The organism is Cupriavidus mimosae (assembly GCF_023952485.1).
In the GTDB taxonomy this organism is placed as follows: Bacteria; Pseudomonadota; Gammaproteobacteria; order Burkholderiales; family Burkholderiaceae; genus Cupriavidus; species Cupriavidus taiwanensis_C.
Map to the genome: position 1 here is coordinate 119360 of NZ_JALHRY010000010.1, position 19061 is coordinate 138420.

19 protein-coding genes are annotated in these 19061 nt (G+C 69.4%); 6 read left to right on the top strand and 13 right to left on the bottom strand.

The features are described 5' to 3' along the window. Positions 1-8: 8 nt before the first annotated feature. Positions 9-1394 carry an erythromycin esterase family protein gene (locus tag MKD50_RS19290; RefSeq protein WP_252668259.1) on the bottom strand — a complete coding sequence of 462 codons (1386 nt, stop codon included), beginning with the start codon at positions 1392-1394 and terminating at the stop codon, positions 9-11. A 60-nt stretch (positions 1395-1454) separates the two neighbouring features. After that, on the bottom strand, positions 1455-1676 hold the full coding sequence (locus MKD50_RS19295; RefSeq protein WP_115700900.1) for a DUF2188 domain-containing protein: 222 nt from the start codon (positions 1674-1676) through the stop codon (positions 1455-1457). A gap of 173 nt (positions 1677-1849) precedes the next feature. On the opposite strand from MKD50_RS19295, the gene MKD50_RS19300 reads away from it, so the two are divergent. Continuing rightward, positions 1850-2158: a hypothetical protein gene (locus MKD50_RS19300; RefSeq protein ID WP_010814535.1), complete on the top strand. Its 309-nt coding sequence runs from the start codon at positions 1850-1852 to the stop codon at positions 2156-2158. 56 nt (positions 2159-2214) lie between these two features. Here MKD50_RS19300 and MKD50_RS19305 read toward each other — a convergent pair whose 3' ends face one another. The 4 genes from MKD50_RS19305 to MKD50_RS19320 all read right to left on the bottom strand — a co-directional run bounded on the left by MKD50_RS19305 (position 2215) and on the right by MKD50_RS19320 (position 6758). Continuing rightward, positions 2215-3582: an MFS transporter gene (locus MKD50_RS19305; RefSeq protein ID WP_252668260.1), complete on the bottom strand. Its 1368-nt coding sequence runs from the start codon at positions 3580-3582 to the stop codon at positions 2215-2217. A 153-nt stretch (positions 3583-3735) separates the two neighbouring features. Continuing rightward, positions 3736-3960 (bottom strand): DUF2783 domain-containing protein, encoded by a 225-nt coding sequence (locus tag MKD50_RS19310; protein ID WP_112776571.1) that lies wholly within the window; start codon positions 3958-3960, stop codon positions 3736-3738. Between the two features lie 36 nt (positions 3961-3996). Beyond that, a complete protein-coding gene (locus tag MKD50_RS19315; protein WP_252668261.1) occupies positions 3997-5739 on the bottom strand; it encodes an FAD-dependent oxidoreductase in 1743 nt (580 codons plus the stop codon). 59 nt (positions 5740-5798) lie between these two features. Further along, complete coding sequence (locus MKD50_RS19320) at positions 5799-6758, bottom strand: MBL fold metallo-hydrolase (RefSeq protein WP_115700894.1); 960 nt, start codon at positions 6756-6758, stop codon at positions 5799-5801. A 311-nt stretch (positions 6759-7069) separates the two neighbouring features. On the opposite strand from MKD50_RS19320, the gene MKD50_RS19325 reads away from it, so the two are divergent. Both MKD50_RS19325 and MKD50_RS19330 read left to right on the top strand, forming a co-directional pair. Then, a complete protein-coding gene (locus MKD50_RS19325) occupies positions 7070-7897 on the top strand; it encodes an IclR family transcriptional regulator (RefSeq protein WP_252668262.1) in 828 nt (275 codons plus the stop codon). Next, positions 7894-8751, top strand: coding sequence for an IclR family transcriptional regulator (locus MKD50_RS19330; protein ID WP_115700888.1), 858 nt, complete (start codon positions 7894-7896; stop codon positions 8749-8751). The genes MKD50_RS19325 and MKD50_RS19330 overlap by 4 nt, the downstream gene beginning before the upstream one ends. Here MKD50_RS19330 and MKD50_RS19335 read toward each other — a convergent pair. Next, the gene (locus MKD50_RS19335) at positions 8735-9715 is read right to left on the bottom strand and encodes a Bug family tripartite tricarboxylate transporter substrate binding protein (protein ID WP_115700885.1); all 981 of its coding nucleotides are present in this window, start codon (positions 9713-9715) and stop codon (positions 8735-8737) included. The genes MKD50_RS19330 and MKD50_RS19335 overlap by 17 nt on opposite strands. A gap of 113 nt (positions 9716-9828) precedes the next feature. Next, the gene (locus MKD50_RS19340) at positions 9829-11781 is read right to left on the bottom strand and encodes a PAS domain-containing hybrid sensor histidine kinase/response regulator (protein ID WP_252668263.1); all 1953 of its coding nucleotides are present in this window, start codon (positions 11779-11781) and stop codon (positions 9829-9831) included. A gap of 239 nt (positions 11782-12020) precedes the next feature. Between MKD50_RS19340 and MKD50_RS19345 the strand changes: the two genes are divergently transcribed. Genes MKD50_RS19345 through MKD50_RS19355 form a run of 3 tightly spaced genes read left to right on the top strand, consistent with a single transcriptional unit; the run spans position 12021 to position 14042 of the window. Continuing rightward, entirely contained in the window at positions 12021-12818 is a 798-nt protein-coding gene (locus MKD50_RS19345) for a Crp/Fnr family transcriptional regulator (protein WP_252668264.1), read from the top strand. A gap of 48 nt (positions 12819-12866) precedes the next feature. After that, positions 12867-13181 carry a flagellar transcriptional regulator FlhD gene (gene flhD, locus MKD50_RS19350; protein WP_252668266.1) on the top strand — a complete coding sequence of 105 codons (315 nt, stop codon included), beginning with the start codon at positions 12867-12869 and terminating at the stop codon, positions 13179-13181. Positions 13182-13208: 27 nt separating this feature from the next. Then, positions 13209-14042, top strand: coding sequence for a hypothetical protein (locus MKD50_RS19355; protein WP_115700876.1), 834 nt, complete (start codon positions 13209-13211; stop codon positions 14040-14042). Positions 14043-14054: 12 nt separating this feature from the next. Here MKD50_RS19355 and gabD read toward each other — a convergent pair whose 3' ends face one another. The 5 genes from gabD to MKD50_RS19380 form a co-directional block, all read right to left on the bottom strand. Further along, a complete protein-coding gene (gabD, locus tag MKD50_RS19360) occupies positions 14055-15503 on the bottom strand; it encodes an NADP-dependent succinate-semialdehyde dehydrogenase (protein WP_240070759.1) in 1449 nt (482 codons plus the stop codon). 72 nt (positions 15504-15575) lie between these two features. Beyond that, the gene (locus MKD50_RS19365) at positions 15576-15788 is read right to left on the bottom strand and encodes a DUF3079 domain-containing protein (protein ID WP_115682572.1); all 213 of its coding nucleotides are present in this window, start codon (positions 15786-15788) and stop codon (positions 15576-15578) included. A gap of 91 nt (positions 15789-15879) precedes the next feature. Next, the gene (locus MKD50_RS19370; protein ID WP_115702522.1) at positions 15880-16095 is read right to left on the bottom strand and encodes a hypothetical protein; all 216 of its coding nucleotides are present in this window, start codon (positions 16093-16095) and stop codon (positions 15880-15882) included. Between the two features lie 105 nt (positions 16096-16200). Continuing rightward, positions 16201-17415, bottom strand: a complete 1215-nt coding sequence (locus MKD50_RS19375) for an AI-2E family transporter (RefSeq protein WP_252668268.1) — start codon at positions 17413-17415, stop codon at positions 16201-16203. 203 nt (positions 17416-17618) lie between these two features. Then, positions 17619-19040 (bottom strand): aldehyde dehydrogenase family protein, encoded by a 1422-nt coding sequence (locus MKD50_RS19380; RefSeq protein WP_252668270.1) that lies wholly within the window; start codon positions 19038-19040, stop codon positions 17619-17621. Between the last annotated feature and the right edge of the window lie 21 nt (positions 19041-19061).

A 19061-nucleotide genomic window follows, 5' to 3' on the forward strand; every position in this document is an offset into this window, starting at 1 on the left:
CCAGCGTCTCAGAGACCTGAGGGCCAGGTCTCGGGCGCGCCCGGTGCCGGCACCTCCGGCAGCGCCGGGACCGCGGTGCTGCGGTCGAACCACGCCAGCACGTCGAACTGCCGGGGCAGGATGGCGCCTGCGTAGTGGCTCTGCAGTTCAGTCTCGGGGCGGTAGATCACGCCGATGAAGCGCTCCTGCCGCGCCGGCATCAGCAACTCGCGCAAGTCGGCGTGCACGGCGCTGCGCTTGCCATCCTCAACACCGCCACCCCGCAAATCCGTCCAGCCCTGCGCATGGCCGGCTGCGTGGAACAGGTGCTCGTAGCTGTCGGTCCGCGCGGGGCGCACCTGCTTGATTTCCATGGGACCGTCCCACGAGGTTGCCGCCGCGACGGTGCCGTCATACGTGCTGAAGCCGACCAGCGCGGCCGCGTCGCCGAAAGCCTCGCGGCATAGCTGGCCGATATTCAGCTGGCCCTGGCTGGTGCCCATCTCGGTGTGCGAAGCATCACCGATATGCGAGTTGTGCGCCCACACCACCGCGCGCGATGCCGGCCCATGGGCGTGCAGCAACTGCTCCAGGGTCTCGAACATATGCGTGTCGCGCAGGTTCCAGCTGTCGTCGCTGCCGTGGTACATGACGCGGTAATAGCGTTCGGCCGAAGCCACCAGGCGCGCATTCTGCGCGGCGTCGAGGAAATCCTCGTGCCCGTCGCGCGCATAGGCGAGGCGCTTGTCGAGCAAGGCCTGCAGCTGTTCGACCACCGCGTCCTCGCAGTCGGCATGGGTGCCATGCAGCACGGCGCGGCCGTAGCGCGCGGGGTCGCGCCGCCACGGTTCCAGGCAGCCATAGCGCTCGCGCGCGGCCTGCGCGGCGCTGGGATCGACGCCTTCCAGGTAAGCCAGCACCGCCGCCATCGAGGCGCCCAGGCTGTAGATATCGAGGCCGAAGAAGCCGGTACGCCGGGCCGGCGCCAGCGCGGCATTGTGCGCGTGCAGCCAGCGGATAAAGCGCGCCACCTCGAGGTTGCGCCACATCCAGACCGGAAAGCGGGTAAAGGCGGCGCCAGGGGATTCGGCGGGCTGCGGCGCGCGCCCGCGCACATGGCGGTCGACCGCGGCGGCGTCCGGCCAGTCCGCCTCCACCGCGATGATGCGGAAGCCGTGGCGCGCCACCAGGTGCGCGGTCAGCGCGGCGCGGGCGTGATAGAACTCGGCAGTGCCATGCGTGCTCTCGCCCAGCAGCACCACGCGATGATTGCCGAGCCGATCGGCCAGCGCCGCGGCAGCGTTGGCGAAGGGGCCGGTGAACGGATTCTCGGCCGCGTGGTCGATCACCGGCCACGGCACGGTCGCGGCCGCGATTGCGGCCACGGCGTGCGGGTCGGCCCGGTGTTGTGGCATGGTGTGGCGCGGGCGGCCGGCAGCGTGCCGGCGTCCTCGCGTTGCGGCAACGAGCGCGGGTCAGCCGTGAATGGTGCGGGGATCGTGGCCGAAGCTGTTGCGCGAGCGGATCTGGCCGTCGCGGCCATGGATCAGCAATTCGACGTGCTCGCGCTGGGCCTGCGAGGTGCCGGCGGCGACCGCCTCTTCCTGGGTGGCGTGGTGCGATTCGGCGTAGCGTGCGCCTTCGTGGATAACGTCCCAGCCTTCGTCGTGCGGAACGACGTGTATGTTGCTGCTCATCTCGGGTCTCCTCGGATATCGGTCCTTTTATTGTGGTCGATCTGCGCGCGCTGTCTATCCGGCGGCGTCTGACAGGCGCGAAGCGCTTCTGGTTCCACTTTGGGATGGAAATCCCTGGTTATTTGTCCGGCCTCTTGTAAGCTGGACTTGGATCGCAATAAGAGGAGCGGACCATGCGTGCAAGATTTGCCAGGGGGCTGACGCAGTCGCCGGTGACCGTGGTGGCCCGGGCGTTCGACGGAGAAGCGGTGCGCACTCCCCAGGTGGGCGACCTGGTGACGGTGTATAGCCAGGACCAGGACACCGAATTCAATATCCGCCTGTGCGAGGCCGTCGAGCCCGGCCGCTGGCGCGGCGTGGTCTACGCCATCGGGCGCGGACAGGACGTGCTGGTCACCGCCGAAGGGCTGGAAATCGACGATGTGGTCGAGGTGATGCGGGAGGAAATCGCCTCCGTGATTCCCTGCGGCCGATCCCACTGAACGCCGCACCCATGCGGGTGCGGACCATCCGGAATTGAGGTTTCCCGAGGCCTGGCTCACGCCGGCCGCGCGGGCTGTTTCGGCACGCCCAGCCACATGGCCAGGCCGCTTGCCAGCAGCAACGCCGCCAGCAGGTAGAGCGCATGGTCGAGGCTGCCGGTGCGTGTCTTGATCTGGCCGATCACCCACGGGCTGACGATGCCGCTGGTAATGCCGATGCTGCTGATGAAGGCGATCCCGGCGGCGGTGCCGGCGCCCGGCAGGTAGCCCGGCGGCAGCGCCCAGAACACCGGCAGCGCGGCAAAGATCAGCACCGCCGCCACCGACAGGATGGCCAGCATCGCGGCCAGCCCGGGCAGCGGCAGGGTCAGCGCCGCCAGCGCCAGCGCGCCGCCCGCCGTGCACAGCAGGAAATGCCGATGGCGCTCGCCGGTGCGGTCCGAATGCCGCGCAATCACGATCAGCCCGACCGCGCCCACCGCATTCGGCACCACCGAATACAGGCTCACCGACATCACGTCGGTCACGCCGAAATCGCGGATCATCAACGGCATCCAGAAGCTGAGCGCCAGCGAGCCGCAGGTCAGCGAAAAATAGATGAAGGCGAACAGGTACACGCGCGGGTTGCGCAGCACCTGGCGCAGCGCGTGCAGCGCATGGCCGCCGCCCTGGGTATGCGCGGCGGTGTCGCGCAGCAGGTGGGCGCGTTCGCGCTCGCTCAGCCAGCTGGCCTGCTGCGGCCCGTCGACCAGCAGGCGTGCGGCCGCCAGCCCCAGCAGCACCGCCGGCGCGCCTTCGATCGCGAACATCCATTTCCAGCCCTGCAGGCCCAGCACGCCGGCCATGTCGCGCATGATCCAGCCGGACACCAGTCCGCCCAGCACGCCCGCCACCGCCACGCCGGCAAAGAAGATCGCCATCACCGCGGCGCGCCGGCGCGCGGGGAACCAGTAGGTCAGGTACAGCACGATGCCGGGGAAGAAACCGGCCTCGAACACACCCAGCAGGAAGCGCAGCGCGTAGAACTGCGCGGGCGTCGACACCGCCATCATCGCCACCGACACGGTGCCCCACAGCACCATGATGCGGGTGAAGGTGCGGCGCGCGCCGAAGCGCGCCAGCAGCATGTTGCTCGGCACCTCGCACAGCACGTAGCCGACGTAGAACACCGCCGCGCCAAGGCCGTACATGGCATCGCTGAAGCCCAGGTCCTGCTTCATCTGCAGCTGCGCGAAGCCGATGTTGATGCGGTCCAGGAACGACACCACGTAGCAGACGAACAGGAAGGGAATGATGCGCAGCCAGACCTTGCGGTAGAGCGCGTCCTCGTCGCCCGCGGCGAGTGCGGAGGTGGCTGCAGGGGCCGGGGCGGGAAGCGCCAGGCTGGATAGGGACGAAAGCTCCCCTGAGACCGGATGGCTCATCGATGTTGTCTCCGTGCGGTGGTGGCTGCGGCGGCAGGCAGCCGGGCGGTTGCCGCCAGTGGGCCGCGTCTGGTGCGCGTTGGCCCGGGATGTCTTGATGGACGGTGCGTGGCACAGGCTCGGACAGGGCCGCGCCTGCGCCTGGCTATGCGGTCAGGCCGGCGCCGTGTCCGGGCTGGCGACGACGCCGGCGCGCGCTTCGGCCATGGCCGCCAGCAGCACATCGTGGTCGCCGATATGGTTGGCCAGCAACAGGATCAGCTGCGCGTTGGCGGCCTGGCTCTGGGACTCGTCGAGGTCGCGGTGCATCTCGATCAGCGCTTCGTAGAAGTCGTCGGGCCGCGCCAGGTTGGGCTGGGTGTTGAGCAAGTTGGGCATGGCAATCTCCGTGGGGCAGGGCTGGCGTCGGGGCAATCAGGCGGCCATGCGGCCCGGCCGCGGTGCGCGCAGGTCGGCGCCGGTGGCGCGCGCCAGCGCGGCGCGGATTGCGGCAGGATCGGGACGGTGCCAGCGTGCGCACACATGCTGGTCGGGACGGACCAGGTAGCAGGTGCCGCGCGTGGCGCCGTAGCGCGCCGCCGCCAGGCCCTCTACATCGCGCAGCACGGTGGCTTGGGTGCGGGTCATGGGCGGCTGCGCGGCGTCGGTGACATAGACCAGCCGCAGCGGCGTGCCGGCCTGCTGCAGTGCGGCCAGGTCCGCCAGCGTGCCGGCATCGATGGCCTCCGGATTGCCGAACACCAGCAAGGTGAAATCGCCGCCGAGGTGCGACAGCAGCCAGCCCGCGCCGTCCACGCCGGATACCGGCGCATCGCAGCAGACCGCGCCGGGCACGAGCTTGCCGCCAGCATCAGGCGCGGCGTCATCGGTGTTCAGCGGCGAGTCGTGCAACACCGCCGGCACCGACAGCCTGCCGCTGTTGACCAGCCCGCGCGCAAACGCATGGCGCCGGGACAACGCCAGTACCGCGTCGCGGAACACGCGGCTGGCGGCGCTCTTGGGCGTGATGAAGTCGGTCGAGCGGGTGGAGTTGCGGATGTTCTCGTCGGCGGCGAATTCGCGCTCGCTGGCGTAGGTGTCGAGCAGCCGGTCGCAGGCATGGCCCTGCAGCACGTAGGCCAGCTTCCACGCCAGGTTCTCGGCGTCCTGGACACCGCTGTTGGCACCGCGCGCGCCGAACGGCGAGACCCCGTGCGCGGCATCGCCGGCGAACAGGATATTGCCGTGGCGGAAGCTGTCCATGCGCTGGCAGGAGAAGGTGTAGACACTGACCCACTCCAGCTCGAACTTCACGTCCTTGCCCAGCAGCGCCTGCACCCGCGGGATCACGCGCTCGGGCGATTTCTCCAGCACCGGGTCGGCGTCCCAGCCCAGCTGGAAGTCGATGCGCCAGACATTGTCCGGCTGCCGGTGCAGCAGCACCGACTGGTGCGGATGGAAGGGCGGGTCGAACCAGAACCAGCGCTCGGCCGGGAAATCGGCCTCCATCCTGACGTCGGCGATCAGGAAGCGGTCGCGGAAGGTGCGGCCCTTGCTGTCCAGGCCCAGCAGCTTGCGCATCGGGCTGCGCGAGCCGTCGGCGGCCACCACATAGCGCGCGGCCAGCGGGTAACAGCCGTCGGGGGTCTCGACGGTCAGCACCACGCCGGCATCGACGCCGCCGCGGTTTTCCACGCCGACCACCTTGTTGTGCCAGCGGATCTCGATATTGGGCAGCGCTTGGGCGCGCTCCAGCAGGTAGCCTTCGAGGTAGTACTGCTGCAGGTTGATGAAGGCCGGACGGCGGTGGCCGCTCTCGGGCAGCAGGTCGAAGCTGTAGACCTGCTCGTCGCGCAGGAACACCCTGCCGACATGCCAGCGCACGCCCTTGTCGACCATGCGTTCGCCGCAGCCCAGGCGGTCGAAGATATCGAGCGTGCGCTTGGAAAAGCAGATCGCGCGCGACCCGGTGGACAGCGTGCAGTCGTCGTCCACCAGCACCACGGGCACGCCGCGTTGCGCCAGGTCGATGGCGGTGGCCAGCCCCACCGGGCCGGCCCCGACCACGACCACCGGATGCGCCGCCGCGGGCGCGGCATCAGCGGATTGCCCGGCGCGCTGCTGTTCCGCACAGGGCCGGTAGGCGAACCTCAGCCGCTGGTAGTCGATGCTGCTCATGCTTGTGTCTCCTCCACCTGAAAAACTCTGTTGTGCGATGGCTTGCTGATGTGCCGTCGTCAGTCCTGCAGCGCGGCCCACATATCCTGGTCGCGCTGGGCGGTCCAGATGCGCGGATGGCGCATGCCGCTGGCCTCGTCGTAGGCGCGCGAGACATCGAACGGCAGGCAGTGCTCGTAGATGAAGACGTGGCCGAACTTCGGGTCCATGGCGCGGCGCGTGTGCGCCATCGCGGCCTTCAGGTCGAGCTTTTCCGCCACCGCTTCCTGGCCGGACCTGAACAGCGTGGTGACGAAGTCCTTGGTGTAGGCGATGCCCTTTTTCACTTCATCGGGCGTGGTCAGCGCGGGGCCGCGGCCCGGCACCAGCTTTTCGGGGTTCAGCGCCTGCAGCGCATCGAGCGTGGCCGGCCATTCGGCCAGTTGCGCGTCGCCGCAGTAGCAGGCGGCGTCGTATTCGACCAGGTCGCCGGAAAACAGCACCTTCTGCTGCGGCAGCCACACCACGGTGTCGCCCTTGGTATGGCCCGAGCCCAGGTGGGCAATGCGCACTTCCAGCTGGCCCAGGAACAGGGTGATCTCCTTGTCGAACACCAGCGTCGGCCAGGTCAGGCCCGGCACCGTTTCCACGCCGGCGAACAGGCGCGGGAAGCGTTCGATCTCGGACTTCATGTCGGCCTCGCCGCGCTCGACGATCATCTCGTAGGTGCCGCGGCTGGCGATGATCTGCTGCGCGCCCTCGGCAAAGTAGGCCGACGCGCCCAGCACGCGCACGGCGTGGTAGTGCGACAGCACCACGTACTTGATCGGCTTGTCGGTGATGGTGCGGATGCGCGCGATCAGGTCCTGCGCCATCGCCGGCGTGGCCGTGGTGTCGACGATCAGCACGCCGTCATCCCCGATCACCACGCCGGAGTTGGGATCGCCCTCGGCGGTATAGGCCCACGCGTTCTCGGACAGCTGGGTGAAGGTGATCTGCTTGGCTTCCAGGTCGGCCTGCGATGCGAATGCCTTGGACATGGCGTCTTTTCCTTTTGTGGGCAGGGCGGGACGGCGCGGGAATGGCCGCAAGCGCATGCGGCGTGGCACTGGCTGTCTCGCCCCCGTTCGTATGGATTTCCGGATCTCGCACGGCTGGGTCTGCCGTGTCGCGACGGGGTAATGCCATCTTAGGAAAGGTCGTCGAATTAATCAATAGCGAAATGATTAGCCTATGACAAATAATTGGAGTGACGAACTTCGACCGGGTCGAGATGGGGGTAAACCCGCGTGCGGCGGGATCCGGGAGGCGTTCGATTAATATCCGGTTTTTCCGAACACACAGGACGCTGATGGTCAGACCCAGGGCGGGGACAGCGGTAACGCCGGCGGGCGCACCGACGGCGCGTGCCGACAAGGCGCAGCGCGGCATCCAGAGCGTGGAGGTGGGCGCGCGCCTGCTCGCGGCACTGGCCGCGGCGCGCGTGCCGATGCCGCTGGCGGCACTGGCCGACGCCGCGCAGCTGGCGCCGGCGCAGGCGCATGCCTATCTGGTCAGCCTCGCGCGGCTGGGCCTGATCAAGCGCGACCATCTGTCCGGCCGCTACGAGCCCGGACCGCTATCGCTGCGCCTGGGTCTGCTGCATCTGGAGCAGGACGCCGCCTGGCGCGCCGCGCTGCCACGCGCGGACGCGCTGGCGCAAGCGCTGGGCTGCAGCGTGGCAATCTGCCTGGCCGGGCCGCAGGGACCGACCATCGTGCGCTATGTGCCGGCCACCGCGCCGCTGCACGTCAACCTGCACGTGGGCACGGTGATGGCGCTGGCGGCCACTGCCACCGGCCGGGTGTTCTGCGCCTTCCAGCCGCCGGCGCAGTGGCAGCCGTTGTGGCAGGCGCAGCAGCCGGATGCCACCGCGGCGGACCTGGCCGCGTTCAGCGCCAGGCTTGCCGAAATCCGTGCGCGCGGCATCGAGCGCAGCATCGATGCGCCCAGCCCGGCCGTCAGCAGCCTCAGCGTGCCGGTGCTCGACGGCGCCGGCGCGCTGCGGCTGGTGCTGACGCTGGTGGGATCGACCGGTGCCATCGAGGTCGACTGGCACGGCGCGGCGGCGCGGGCCTTGCTCGCCGCGGGCGCGGAGATCGGCGCGGCGCTGCGCGAACCGAACGGTGAACAGGCATGAGCGGCGCGACCGAAACCACGCAAGACCCCGACGGCGGCAAGCCACAGCGCGGCATCCAGTCGCTCGACAGCACCGGCCAGTTGCTCGGCGCGCTGGTGGCCGCAGGCCGGCCGCTGCCGCTGCGCGACCTGGCGCTGGCCGCGGGCATGCCGGCGGCGAAGGCATTTCCGCACCTGGTCAGCCTGCAGAAGACCGGACTGCTGGCGCGCGATGCCGCCGGCAACTACCTGTGCGGACCGCTGGCGCTGGAACTGGGGCTGATCGCGCTGCAGCGGCTGTCGCCGACGCGCGAGGCCGAACCGGAGGTGATCGAACTGGCCGGGACCACGGGCCTGAGCGTGGCCATGGCGGTGCTGGGGCCGCTGGGGCCCACCGTGGTACGGCTGGAAGAATCGGCGCGGCCGCAGCATGTCAGCCTGCGCGTGGGCACGGTGCTGTCGCTGGTCCATACCGCCATCGGCCGCACCGTCGCGGCGCACCTGCCGCACAATGTGCTGCCGGGCCTGCTGCAGAACGATGCGCTGCGCCTGGCGGGCGCCGCCGCCGACCAGGTGCTCGGGCCCGGCGGCAAGCTGGCGCCGGCCTACGCCGGGCGGCTGGCGCAGGTGCGCGTGGCGCGCATCGACAATGCGCTGAGCCACCCGGTGCCGGGCATCGACACGCTGGCGGCACCGGTGTTCGACCACACCGGCAGCCTGGCGCTGGTGATCGCCGTGATGGGTTCCAGCGGCAGCTTCGACAGCAGCACCGAAGGCGCCACCGCCGTGCTGGTGCGGCAGGCGGCGGCGCGGCTGTCGTGGCGCTTCGGCGCGCCGGACGCCGCCGCAGGGCGGGCGGTCAGTTGTCCAGCTTGATGTTGGCGGACTTGATCAGGCCGTCCCACTTTTCGTATTGCGCGCGGATATAGCTGCCGAACTGCGCCGGCGTGGCGGGGAACGGCACCGTGCCCTGGCTGGCCAGCCTGGCAGCCAGGTCCGGCTGCTTCAGCGCGGCCACGATCTCGCCGTTGAGGCGGTCGATCACGGCCTTGGGGGTGCCGGCCGGGGCCGCCACGCCAAACCACGCGGTCAGCTCGTAGCCGGGCACGCCGGCGGCGGCCAGCGTCGGCACGCCGGGCAGCTGCTCGGACGGCTTCTGCGTGGTCACAGCCAGCGCGCGCACGCGCTTGTCGCGGATATAAGGCAGCGCCGTGGAGACGCTGTCGAACATCATGGTGATGCGCCCCCCGATCAGGTCGGTCATCGACGCGGCGCTGCCCTTGTACGGAATATGCGTGATATCGACACCGGCCAGGTGCGTGAACAGCTCGCCCGCCAGGTGCGACGACGAGCCGTTGCCGAACGAGCCGTAGGTCAGCCTGCCCGGCTCCTTGCGCGCCAGCGCCAGCAGTTCCGGCACGGTGCGCGCCGGCACGCTGGGATGCACCACCAGCACGTTGGGCAGGTAGGCCACCGACGCCACCGGCGCGAAGTCCCTGAGCGGGTCGTAGCCGGGCTTGTCATAGAGGCTCTTGTTCACCGCCAGCGAGCCGAAGGTGCCGAACAGCAGCGTGTAGCCGTCGGCCGGGGCGCGCGCCACGGCGATCGCCGCCAGGTTGCCGCCGGCACCGGGGCGGTTGTCGATCACCACCGGCTGCTGCAGCCGCGCCGACAGCGCGTTGCCGATCTCGCGCGCCAGCAGGTCGGTGGCGCCGCCCGGCGGGAACGGCACTACCAGCCGCACCGGCTTGTCGGGGTAGTCCGCCAGCGCGGTGCCGGCGGCGGTGGCCGCGCATGCAAACAGCAGCCCCATGGCCGCACGCCTGATCCAACCCTGCATCGCTGTCTCCTTTCCTTGATCTGTTGCGATGGAACGGGCGTCAGTGTGTCGCAGCCGCCGCGCGCGCGGGTTCGGGATTGGCGAAGGTCGGGTTCGGCCCGATGCGGTGCCGCTCAGTCAGGCCGGCGCAGCCGCGCGATGGTGCCGAACAGGGTTTCCAGCTCCACCGGCTTGACCAGGTGCGCATCGAAGCCGGCGGCCTCGGTATGCTGCCGGTCCGCCGGCTGGCCGAAGCCGGTCAGCGCGACGTAACGGGTCGATTCGGTGCCCGCCACGCCACGCATGGCCCGCACCACCTCGAAACCGTCCATGCCCGGCATGGCCAGGTCGATCAGCGCGATATGCGGACGGCAGCGCGGCGCCACGTGCAGCGCTTCGGAGCCATCGTAGGCGATGGTCACCTCGTGGCCGCACATCTCGAGCAGCATCGCCAGGCTGTCGGCGGCGTCACGGTTGTCGTCGACCAGCAGGATGCGCTGCACCTGCAGCTCGGCCTGGTCGTGGCCGGTGGCGGGCAGGGCGGTGCGGTGCGCATCGTCGGACGGGCGCGCGGCCGGTAGCGGCAGCCGTACCGTGAAGGTGCTGCCCAGCCCCGGCCCGGCGCTGGTGGCCGCGATGGTGCCGCCGTGCAGCTCCACCAGCGAGCGGCACAGCGACAGGCCGATGCCCAGCCCGCCCTGCACATCGGTGCCGGGCCGGCTTTCCTGCACGAACAGCTGGAAGATGTCCTCGATCGCATGGGGCGAGATGCCGCGGCCCTGGTCGGTCACCCGCAGCTCAAGGGTACGGTTCTGCACCGCTGCGGCAATCGTCACGACCGAGCCGGACGGTGAAAACTTCGACGCATTGAGCACCAGGTTCTGCAGCACCTGCACCAGCCGGGTCTTGTCGGCATCCATGCGGATCGCGCCGGGCGCGCCCTGCACGTCGACGCGCTGCGACTTGGCATCGAGCGCCGGGCGCGCGCCCTCGATCGCCAGCCCGATGATCTCGTCGAGTTCCACCGGTCCGGTGCGCAGCTCGATCCGGCCGGAGGTGATGCGCCCGATATCGAGCAGGTCGTCGACGAGCCGGCTCAGGTGCGTCACCTGGCGCTCGATCAGGGCCAGGCTCTGGTTGGCCAGCGCGCCGTCGCCCGGGGCGAGCCGCATCGCGGTCAGCGCGCTGCGCACCGGCGCCAGCGGATTGCGCAGTTCATGCGAAAGCGTGGCCAGGAACTCGTTCAGGCGCTGGCTGGAGCGCTCCAGCTCCTCGCGGCGGCGGCGTTCGCTCATGTCGCGCGTCACCTTGGCAAAGCCGCGCAGCGCGCGCGAATCGTCGTAGACGGCGGTCAGCGTGACATTGGCCCAGAACAGCGAGCCGTCCTTGCGCACGCGCCAGCCCTCGTCCTCGATGCGCCCGGCGCGCCGCGCCAGGTCCAGGTGCCGCGCCGGCTTGCCCGCGGCGACGTCTTCCTGCGGATAGAACACCGAGAAATGGCGGCCGATGATCTCGTCGCGGCGGTAGCCCTTGATATAGGACGCGCCTGAATTCCAGCTGACGATATGGCCGCCGGGATCAAGCATGAAGATCGCGTAGTCCTTGACGCCTTCCACCAGCAGGCGCAGCGATTCCTCGCTCTGGCGCAGCGCCTCGGCGGCGCGGCGCTGCTCGGACAGGTCGCGCGTGACCTTGCCGAAGCCGATCAGCCCGCCGTCGGGGTCGCGCAGGGCGGTGATGACGACGTTGGCCCAGAAGCGGCTGCCGTCCTTGCGCACGCGCCAGCCCTCGTCCTCGAAGCGGCCCAGTTCGGCGGCCGCCTTCAGCTCGGCGTCGGGCCAGCGCCGCGCCACCGCGTCGGGCGTATAGAACTGCGAGAAATGTTTGCCCAGGATCTCCTCGCGCCGGTATCCCTTGATACGGGCCGCGCCCTTGTTCCAGCTCGACACATGGCCGCCCACGTCGAGCGTGAAGATGGCGTAGTCCTGCACGGCTTCCACCAGCGTCCGGTAGGGGGTGTCGCTCGGATGGTCGGGGCCGCTGGCGTTGCCGGCAAGGGGTTGTGGATCGTCGGGGCGTCTTGTCATGGAATGGGTTGGGCGACGTGCCGGTGCTGCCGGCGCATCCGATCCTGTAAGGATACGCCTGCTTGCGCTGCGCTGGCACCCGCCCGCATGGCCAAGTGCAGCACGGACGTCCCGCGGGCCGGCACACGGCAACCTCGGACGCTTCCGTGCCAAGAATCGGAATGTACGGATTGTCTGGCCAGTGCGGCTCCATAGAATGGACGCACGAGGTTCTCCAGGTCTTCCAGCCCACAGCGCAGATGACACAGTCCGACGATCGCCATCCGCAGCGCGAAGCCATGCCGTGCAGCACGTGTTGCCACATGGCCGGCGCCTGGCCTGAGTGCGCACCGGCCGGCCTGGCACGCGGCGTGACCGGCGTCGAGGCAGCGCAACGCATGGTGCGCCTGCGCAAGGGCGAATTCCTGTACCTGCTGGGAGACCCGGTGACATCGGTCTATGCCATTCGCGTCGGCACCATCAAGACCCATGTCACCACCGAAGACGGGCGCACCCAGGTGGTCGCCTTCCACTTTCCCGGCGACATGGTCGGGCTGGACAGCCTGGTGCGCCCGCACTATGCGTCGTACGCCACCGCGCTGGAAGACACCAAGCTGTGCCTGTTCACCGTGGACGCGCTGCGCCTGGCCGCGGCCACGCTGGCCCCGCTCGGCAGGCAATTGCTGCTGGCGCTGGACGCCCAGCTGCAGCGCGCGCGGGCGCTGCAGACCATGCTGGCGCTGATGACTGCCGAAGAGCGGCTGGTGACGTTCCTGCTGTGGCTGGCGGACGGCTTCGCGCTGCGCGGCTTTTCCTCGTCGGCCTTTGTGCTGCGCATGAGCCGCGAGGAAATCGGCAGCTATATCGGCCTGACGCTGGAAACGGTGAGCCGGCAGTTCTCGCGGCTGGCCGAGGGCGGATTGATCACGGTACGGCACCGCACCATCACGCTGCTCGACAAGCCCGCGCTGCGGGCCATTGCCGCGCGGCCGATGATCCTTGCGCACGCACCCGCGCCGCGCTCGCGCATGGCGGGCGGCGCATGCCCGCACCCGTGAAAGGCCAAGATGGAACAGGACCAGCCCTCTTGCGCAGGCATGCCGGACATGCACCAGGAAGCGGACCCCGACGGCCTGCGCCAGATCGAGGCGCTGAACCTGTCCTACCTGCTGCTGGTACAGCGGCTGATGCGCGAGAACGAAGCCGAGGCGCTGTTCCGGCTCGGCCTGGGTCGCGAGATGGGCCGCCTGCTGGCATCGCTGACGCCGACGCAGATAATCGCGCTGGCGTGGTCCGGCCTGATGCGGTACCGCTTCCGGCTGGATGACAGCCTGCTGGTGACCGCGCTGACCGGGGCCGAGCCGCCGCACGCCTTGCACGGCATGCATGCCGCGATCGTGATGGCATCGCGGCGGGATTGAAACACGACTTCTGGAATCGGAGGGTATATGACGGGCAATGCGATCACGCATGTCGATCTGAAGCGGATGACCATGGCCGCCGACCGCCGCGGCGGGTGGCCGCCCGCGGTCGACCGCACCGAAATCGCCGGCAAACTGCAGATGCAGGACATCGTCCAGGCCCTTGGCGCCGAGGCCGCCGAGCAGCGCTGCATCGAAGCCGGCCTGGAGACGCTGGCCATGGCGGGGCGCCCGCCGGTACGGGCGGTGGTCTCGGTGGGCCACGGCCGGCAGCCGGCGCTGGACTTCTATGTCGATGCGGACATCAGGACGTGCTGCGCGCTGGACCGCACCCTGCAGCAGGCCATCGCCACCCGCTTCACCAGCGTGCTGCCGCCCGGCCTGGCGGTGTCGGTGCTGCCGCTGGACGTCTATGTGCGCGAAAGCGGCGGACAGGACCACGGGCCCGAGGCACAGGCCTGGGGCGCGTGCGCGCGCGAGTTGCTGTCCGGCGGCGAGATGCAGCAGCGACTCGCGGTCGTATGCGCCTATTTGTCGGTGTTGCAGGACGCGCAAGGACTTGCCGAGCGGCTCGGCTACCTGCAGCAGAACCTGCTCGACCAGGGCCAGGAGGCGCTGTCGTGGCGCCTGCGGCGGCACCGCAGCGTGGAGGGACGCACGCTGGCGCAGGCGCTGGAAGGCCTGGCCCGTGCCGCGGACGGGGCGCTGTATGAGTTCGGCACCCGCTACAGCCGGGAGCGGGCCGGCTACCAGATCGAGCAGATGCAGCAGGTGCACGACCAGATCGCGCGCTTTCGGGACAGCTGCCGGCTGGCGCCGCCGCAGTCCGGCCCCCGGCACGCCGCCGGCACGGCGGGCTGAGGGCGTGCCGGATCAGATGCCGGCCATGCAGGTGTACTTGATCACCAGGTAGTCGTCGATGCCGTAATGCGAGCCCTCGCGGCCCACGCCCGACTGCTTGACCCCGCCGAACGGCGCCACCTCGTTCGAGATCAGGCCCGTGTTGACGCCGACCATGCCGTATTCCAGCCGTTCCGAAACGCGCCAGACCCGGCCCAGGTCGCGCGCATAGAAGTAGCTGGCCAGGCCGAACTCGGTGTCGTTGGCCATGGCGACTACGTCGTCCTCGGTGTCGAAGCGGAACAGCGGCGCGAGCGGACCGAAGGTTTCCTCGCGCGCCACCAGCATGCCGGGCGCGACGTCGGCCAGCACCGTGGGCTGGAAGAAGGAGTGCCCGAGCGCATGGCGCTGGCCGCCCTGCAGCAGGCGCGCGCCCTTGCCGAGCGCGTCGGCGATATGCTCCTCGACCTTGGCCACGGCCTTGTCGTCGATCAGCGGGCCGATGCGCACGCCGTCGTCCATGCCGTTGCCGACCTTCAGCGCCGCCACCGCGGCCACCAGTTTCTGCGCAAACGCCTCGTACACTCCAGACTGCACGTAGATGCGGTTGGCGCAGACGCAGGTCTGGCCGGCATTGCGGTACTTGGAAACGATCGCGCCTTCGACGGCGGCGTCCAGGTCGGCATCGTCGAACACGATAAAGGGCGCGTTGCCGCCCAGTTCCATCGACACTTTCTTGATGGTGGCGGCGGTCTGAGCCATCAGCACACGTCCGACTTCGGTGGAGCCGGTGAAGGTCAGCTTGCGCACCAGCGCATTGCTGCTCATCTCGCCGCCGATCGCGCTGGCGGAGCCTGTCACCACCGACAGCACGCCGGCGGGGATGCCGGCACGCTCGGCCAGGGCCACCAGCGCCAGCGCCGTCAGCGGTGTCTGCGAGGCGGGTTTGACCACCATGGTGCAGCCTACCGCCAGCGCGGGGCCGGCCTTGCGGGTGATCATGGCGGCGGGGAAGTTCCACGGCGTGATCGCGGCACAGACCCCGACCGGCTCCTTGGTCACCACGATGCGCTGGTTGCTGACCGGGGCGGGAATGGTATCGCCATAGACGCGCTTGCCTTCCTCGGCAAACCATTCGATGAACGAGGCCGCGTAGGCGATCTCGCCGCGCGCCTCGGCGATCGGCTTGCCTTGCTCCGCGGTCATGATGCGGGCCAGGTCTTCCTGGTTCGCCATGATCAGCTCGAACCATTTGCGCAGCAGCGCCGAGCGTTCCTTGGCGGTGCGGGCGCGCCATGCCGGCAGCGCGCGGTTGGCGGCCTCGATGGCCTGGCGGGTCTCGTCGGCGCCCAGCTGCGGCACCTGGCCGACGCGCTCGCCGGTGGCGGGATTGATCACGTCGATGCGGCGCTCGCCATCGATCCAGCGGCCGTCGATCAAGCACTGCTGCCGCAGCAGCGAGGAATCCTGGAGGTTCAGCATGGTTGTCTCGGTGTATGCCGGCAGTGGCGCCGGGTCTTTGTCGTTGGGCCGGAGACAACGATTGTAATCCCGCTACCCGGGGGTGGTCCCGGACGGTGCCTTGGCGGACGGCGCCTCGATGCCCCAGTCGCCGCATTCGAGCCAGTCGTCGCCGAGCAGTTCGACGGGATGCTGGGTGCGGCTGGAGCCGTTGCCGCAGCGCATCGAGTCGACCGGGCAGTATTGGTCGCAGCCCCAGCAGATGCGCTCGGGATGGCTGGGATGGATGGGAAATTTCTTGGCCATGATGGCCCATTATGTCGACGCCTCCGGATCCCGGTCTTGTGCGGGATCAAGGCGGCATCAACCGCGCCGTGACGCCAGGTCAAGGTCAAGATCAACCCCAGCCGTCGGCGTCGAGGCGCGTCCAGCGGTCGGGTGCTTCGCCGTCGTCGGACGCAAGCAGCAGTGTCTGGCCGCAGTGGCCGCAGCGGTACACGAACGCATTCTGTCCGCTCGCCATGCGCAGCGTCGCCGAGATCGCCAGTTGCGGATGCGGCGGCACATGGCCGGGGCGGTCCAGTTGCGACTCGCACAGGTCGCATAGAGACATGGTGGTTTCCTCCGCGCGGATGGCTGCGCCGGTGATGCTGTGGTGCAGCATTCGCTGTTTCAGTATAGCGGCGCAGTTTCGATGCGACAGGTGCGCGAACGCACGCTACTCGCCAAGGAACTCGGCCACCACTTCCATGCCTTCAATGTGATCTGCCACCACCTTGGCGATGGTAATCAGCGGTATCGCGAGCAACATTCCCCATACGCCCCACAGCCACGTGAACAGCAGCAGCGCCACGAACACCGCGACGGCGTTCATGCGCGCCATGCGGCCGGTCATCCACGTGGTGATGACCGAACCGATCAACGTGGCGATCAGCAGCGAGCCGCCGGCCGCGGCGGCGGCCATGCCCAGCGTGCCGAACTGCATGAACGTCACCATGCCCAGGCACAGCGCGATCGCCAGCGCGCCGAAGTAGGGCACCAGGTGCAGCGCCGCCGCCGCGATCGACCAGCTGCCGGCGTTGTCGACCCCCAGCCATTTCAGCAGCAGCCAGGTGCACACCCCCAGGCCGGCGTTGGTCACCAGCAGCATCCCCATGTAGCGGCGGATGGAGCGGTTGACCTCGTCCAGCATGTGCACGCTGATCTTCTTTTCCGAGATAGTGGTGCCTACCATCTTGATGAACTTGCGCTTGAAGGTATCGCCGGCAAGCATCAGGAAGTACAGAAGGAACACCACCACCACCGCCTGCGCCGCCATGGTGAAGATGCTGACCGAGCCGGCCAGCAGCATGTTGTTGATCTGGCCCGCCGACTGCTCCACGACAACGTGGGTGCCGCGCGCCGGCGGCGGCTGGCCGGTGCCGCTGAGCACGGTGGCGGCGCGGCGTATCTTCTGCAACATCGAGTCGTCGCCGCTGAGCAGCGCGCCGACGGATCGCGACAGCTTGCTGGCCATCTCCGGCAGGCTGTTGACCATCGACTCGACCTGACCTTGCAGCAGGTAGGCGCCGCTGAGCAGGGCGGCGAGCAGCGCCAGCAGCACCATGGTGCTGGCTACCGAGCGCGCCAGCCCCAGCCGCTGCAGCGCGCACACCAGCGGATCGAGCAGGTAGGCCATCACCACCGCGATCACCACCGGCACCAGGAAGTCGCGCGCCACGTGCACGGCGTACAGCGAGAACAGCACCGCCAGCACCATCAGCGCGGTGCTGGCGCGATGCAGCGCGCCGGCAACGGCGGCCTCGGTCAGCAGCGCGGGCGCTGGCGTGGACGGCTCCGCGGCGGCGCCTGCAGGGCGGCCATCGTCGGTCAGTTGCGGGACGGGCTGCGCTGGCGGCAGCCCTGGGGCGGTAGGATCGGGAACGGTCGACATAGCCGGGCGCTTCGGCAAAAGGCCTGGCGCTACCCTCGAAGATAGCGTTCCGGCCGGCGTTGGACTGTCGGACGCCGCCGCCTGCCGGTGTCAGACAAGCGCGGCAGCGCGCCTGCATGCGCCGCGCAAACGACACCGCCCGGCGGCCGGCATTGCGCTGGCCGCCGGGCGGTGCATGGCAGGGTCGGGGCGACCGGGCGACTTCAGCCCGTCACGGTCTTGGTCTCGAGGAACTCGGCGATGCCTTCGGGGCCGTACTCGCGGCCGTTGCCGGAAGTCTTGTAGCCGCCGAAGGGCGCGGTGATATCCATCATCGCGCCGTTGATGCGCACGTTACCGGCGCGCAGCCGCGCCGCCAGCCTGCGCGCCCGCGCCGGGTCGGACGAGGCGATATAGGCGGCCAGGCCAAACTCCGTGTCGTTGGCGATCGTCACGGCTTCCTCTTCGCTGTCATACGGCAGCAGGCACAGCACCGGCCCGAAGATTTCTTCGCGGGCGATGGTCATGTCGTTGCGCACATCGGCAAAGATGGTCGGGCGGGCATAGAAGCCGCGCGCCAGGCCGTCGGGGCGGCCTGGGCCGCCGGCGGCCAGCCGGGCGCCTTCCTCGATGCCGACGCCGATCAGGCGCTGCACCTTATCGTACTGGCCGCGGTTTGATATCGGGCCCATCTTGGTGTCGGGATCGGACGGATCGCCGACCTTGACCGCATTGGCCACCGCCGCCGCGATCTGCACCGCTTCCTCGTAGCGTGCGCGCGGCACCAGCACGCGCGTGGGGGCCACGCAGGTCTGGCCGGAGTTGACCATGCACTGGGCCACGCCGCTGGTCACCGCGGCCTGCAGATCGGCGTCGTCCAGCACGATCAGCGGCGACTTGCCGCCCAACTCCTGCGCCACGCGCTTGACCGTGGGCGCGGCGCTGATGGCCACTTCCACCCCGGCGCGGGTCGAGCCGGTGATCGACACCATGTCGACATCGCGGTGCGACGACAGGGCGGAGCCCACCACGCGACCTTCGCCATAGAGCATGTTGAACACGCCCGGCGGCGTGCCGGCGGCATCCATGATCTCGGCGAAGATCTGCGCGTCCAGCGGCGCGATCTCAGAGGGCTTGAGCACCACGGTGCACCCCGCCGCCAGCGCCGGCGCCACCTTGGCCGCGATCTGGTTCAGCGGCCAGTTCCACGGCGTGATCAGCGCCGCCACGCCGATGGCCTCGCGCAGCACCAGGCTCTTGCCGCGCGGGCTTTCGAAAGCAAAGTCGCGCAGCGCCTGCAATGTCGCCTGCAATTGCCCCAGCCCGATCGCTGCCTGCAGGTTGGTGGCCAGCGTGATCGGTGCGCCGATCTCCTGGCGCACCGCCTGCGCCAGGTCGGGCATGCGCGCCTGGTAGGCGGCGATGATGCGCTCGAGCAGCGCAATGCGGGTTTCGCGGTTGGATAGCGACCACGCCGGGAAGGCTTCGCGCGCGGCGGCCACGGCGCGGTCCACGTCCGCGGCGGTGCCCATGGCGAGCCTGCCTGCCACCGCTTCGGTGGCCGGGTCGATGATGTCGGCCTGGGTGGCGCCCTCGGCGGGCTGCACCCATTTGCCGTGGATATAGAACTTGTCGACGATATGCATGCCGGTTGCCTCGATGGATTG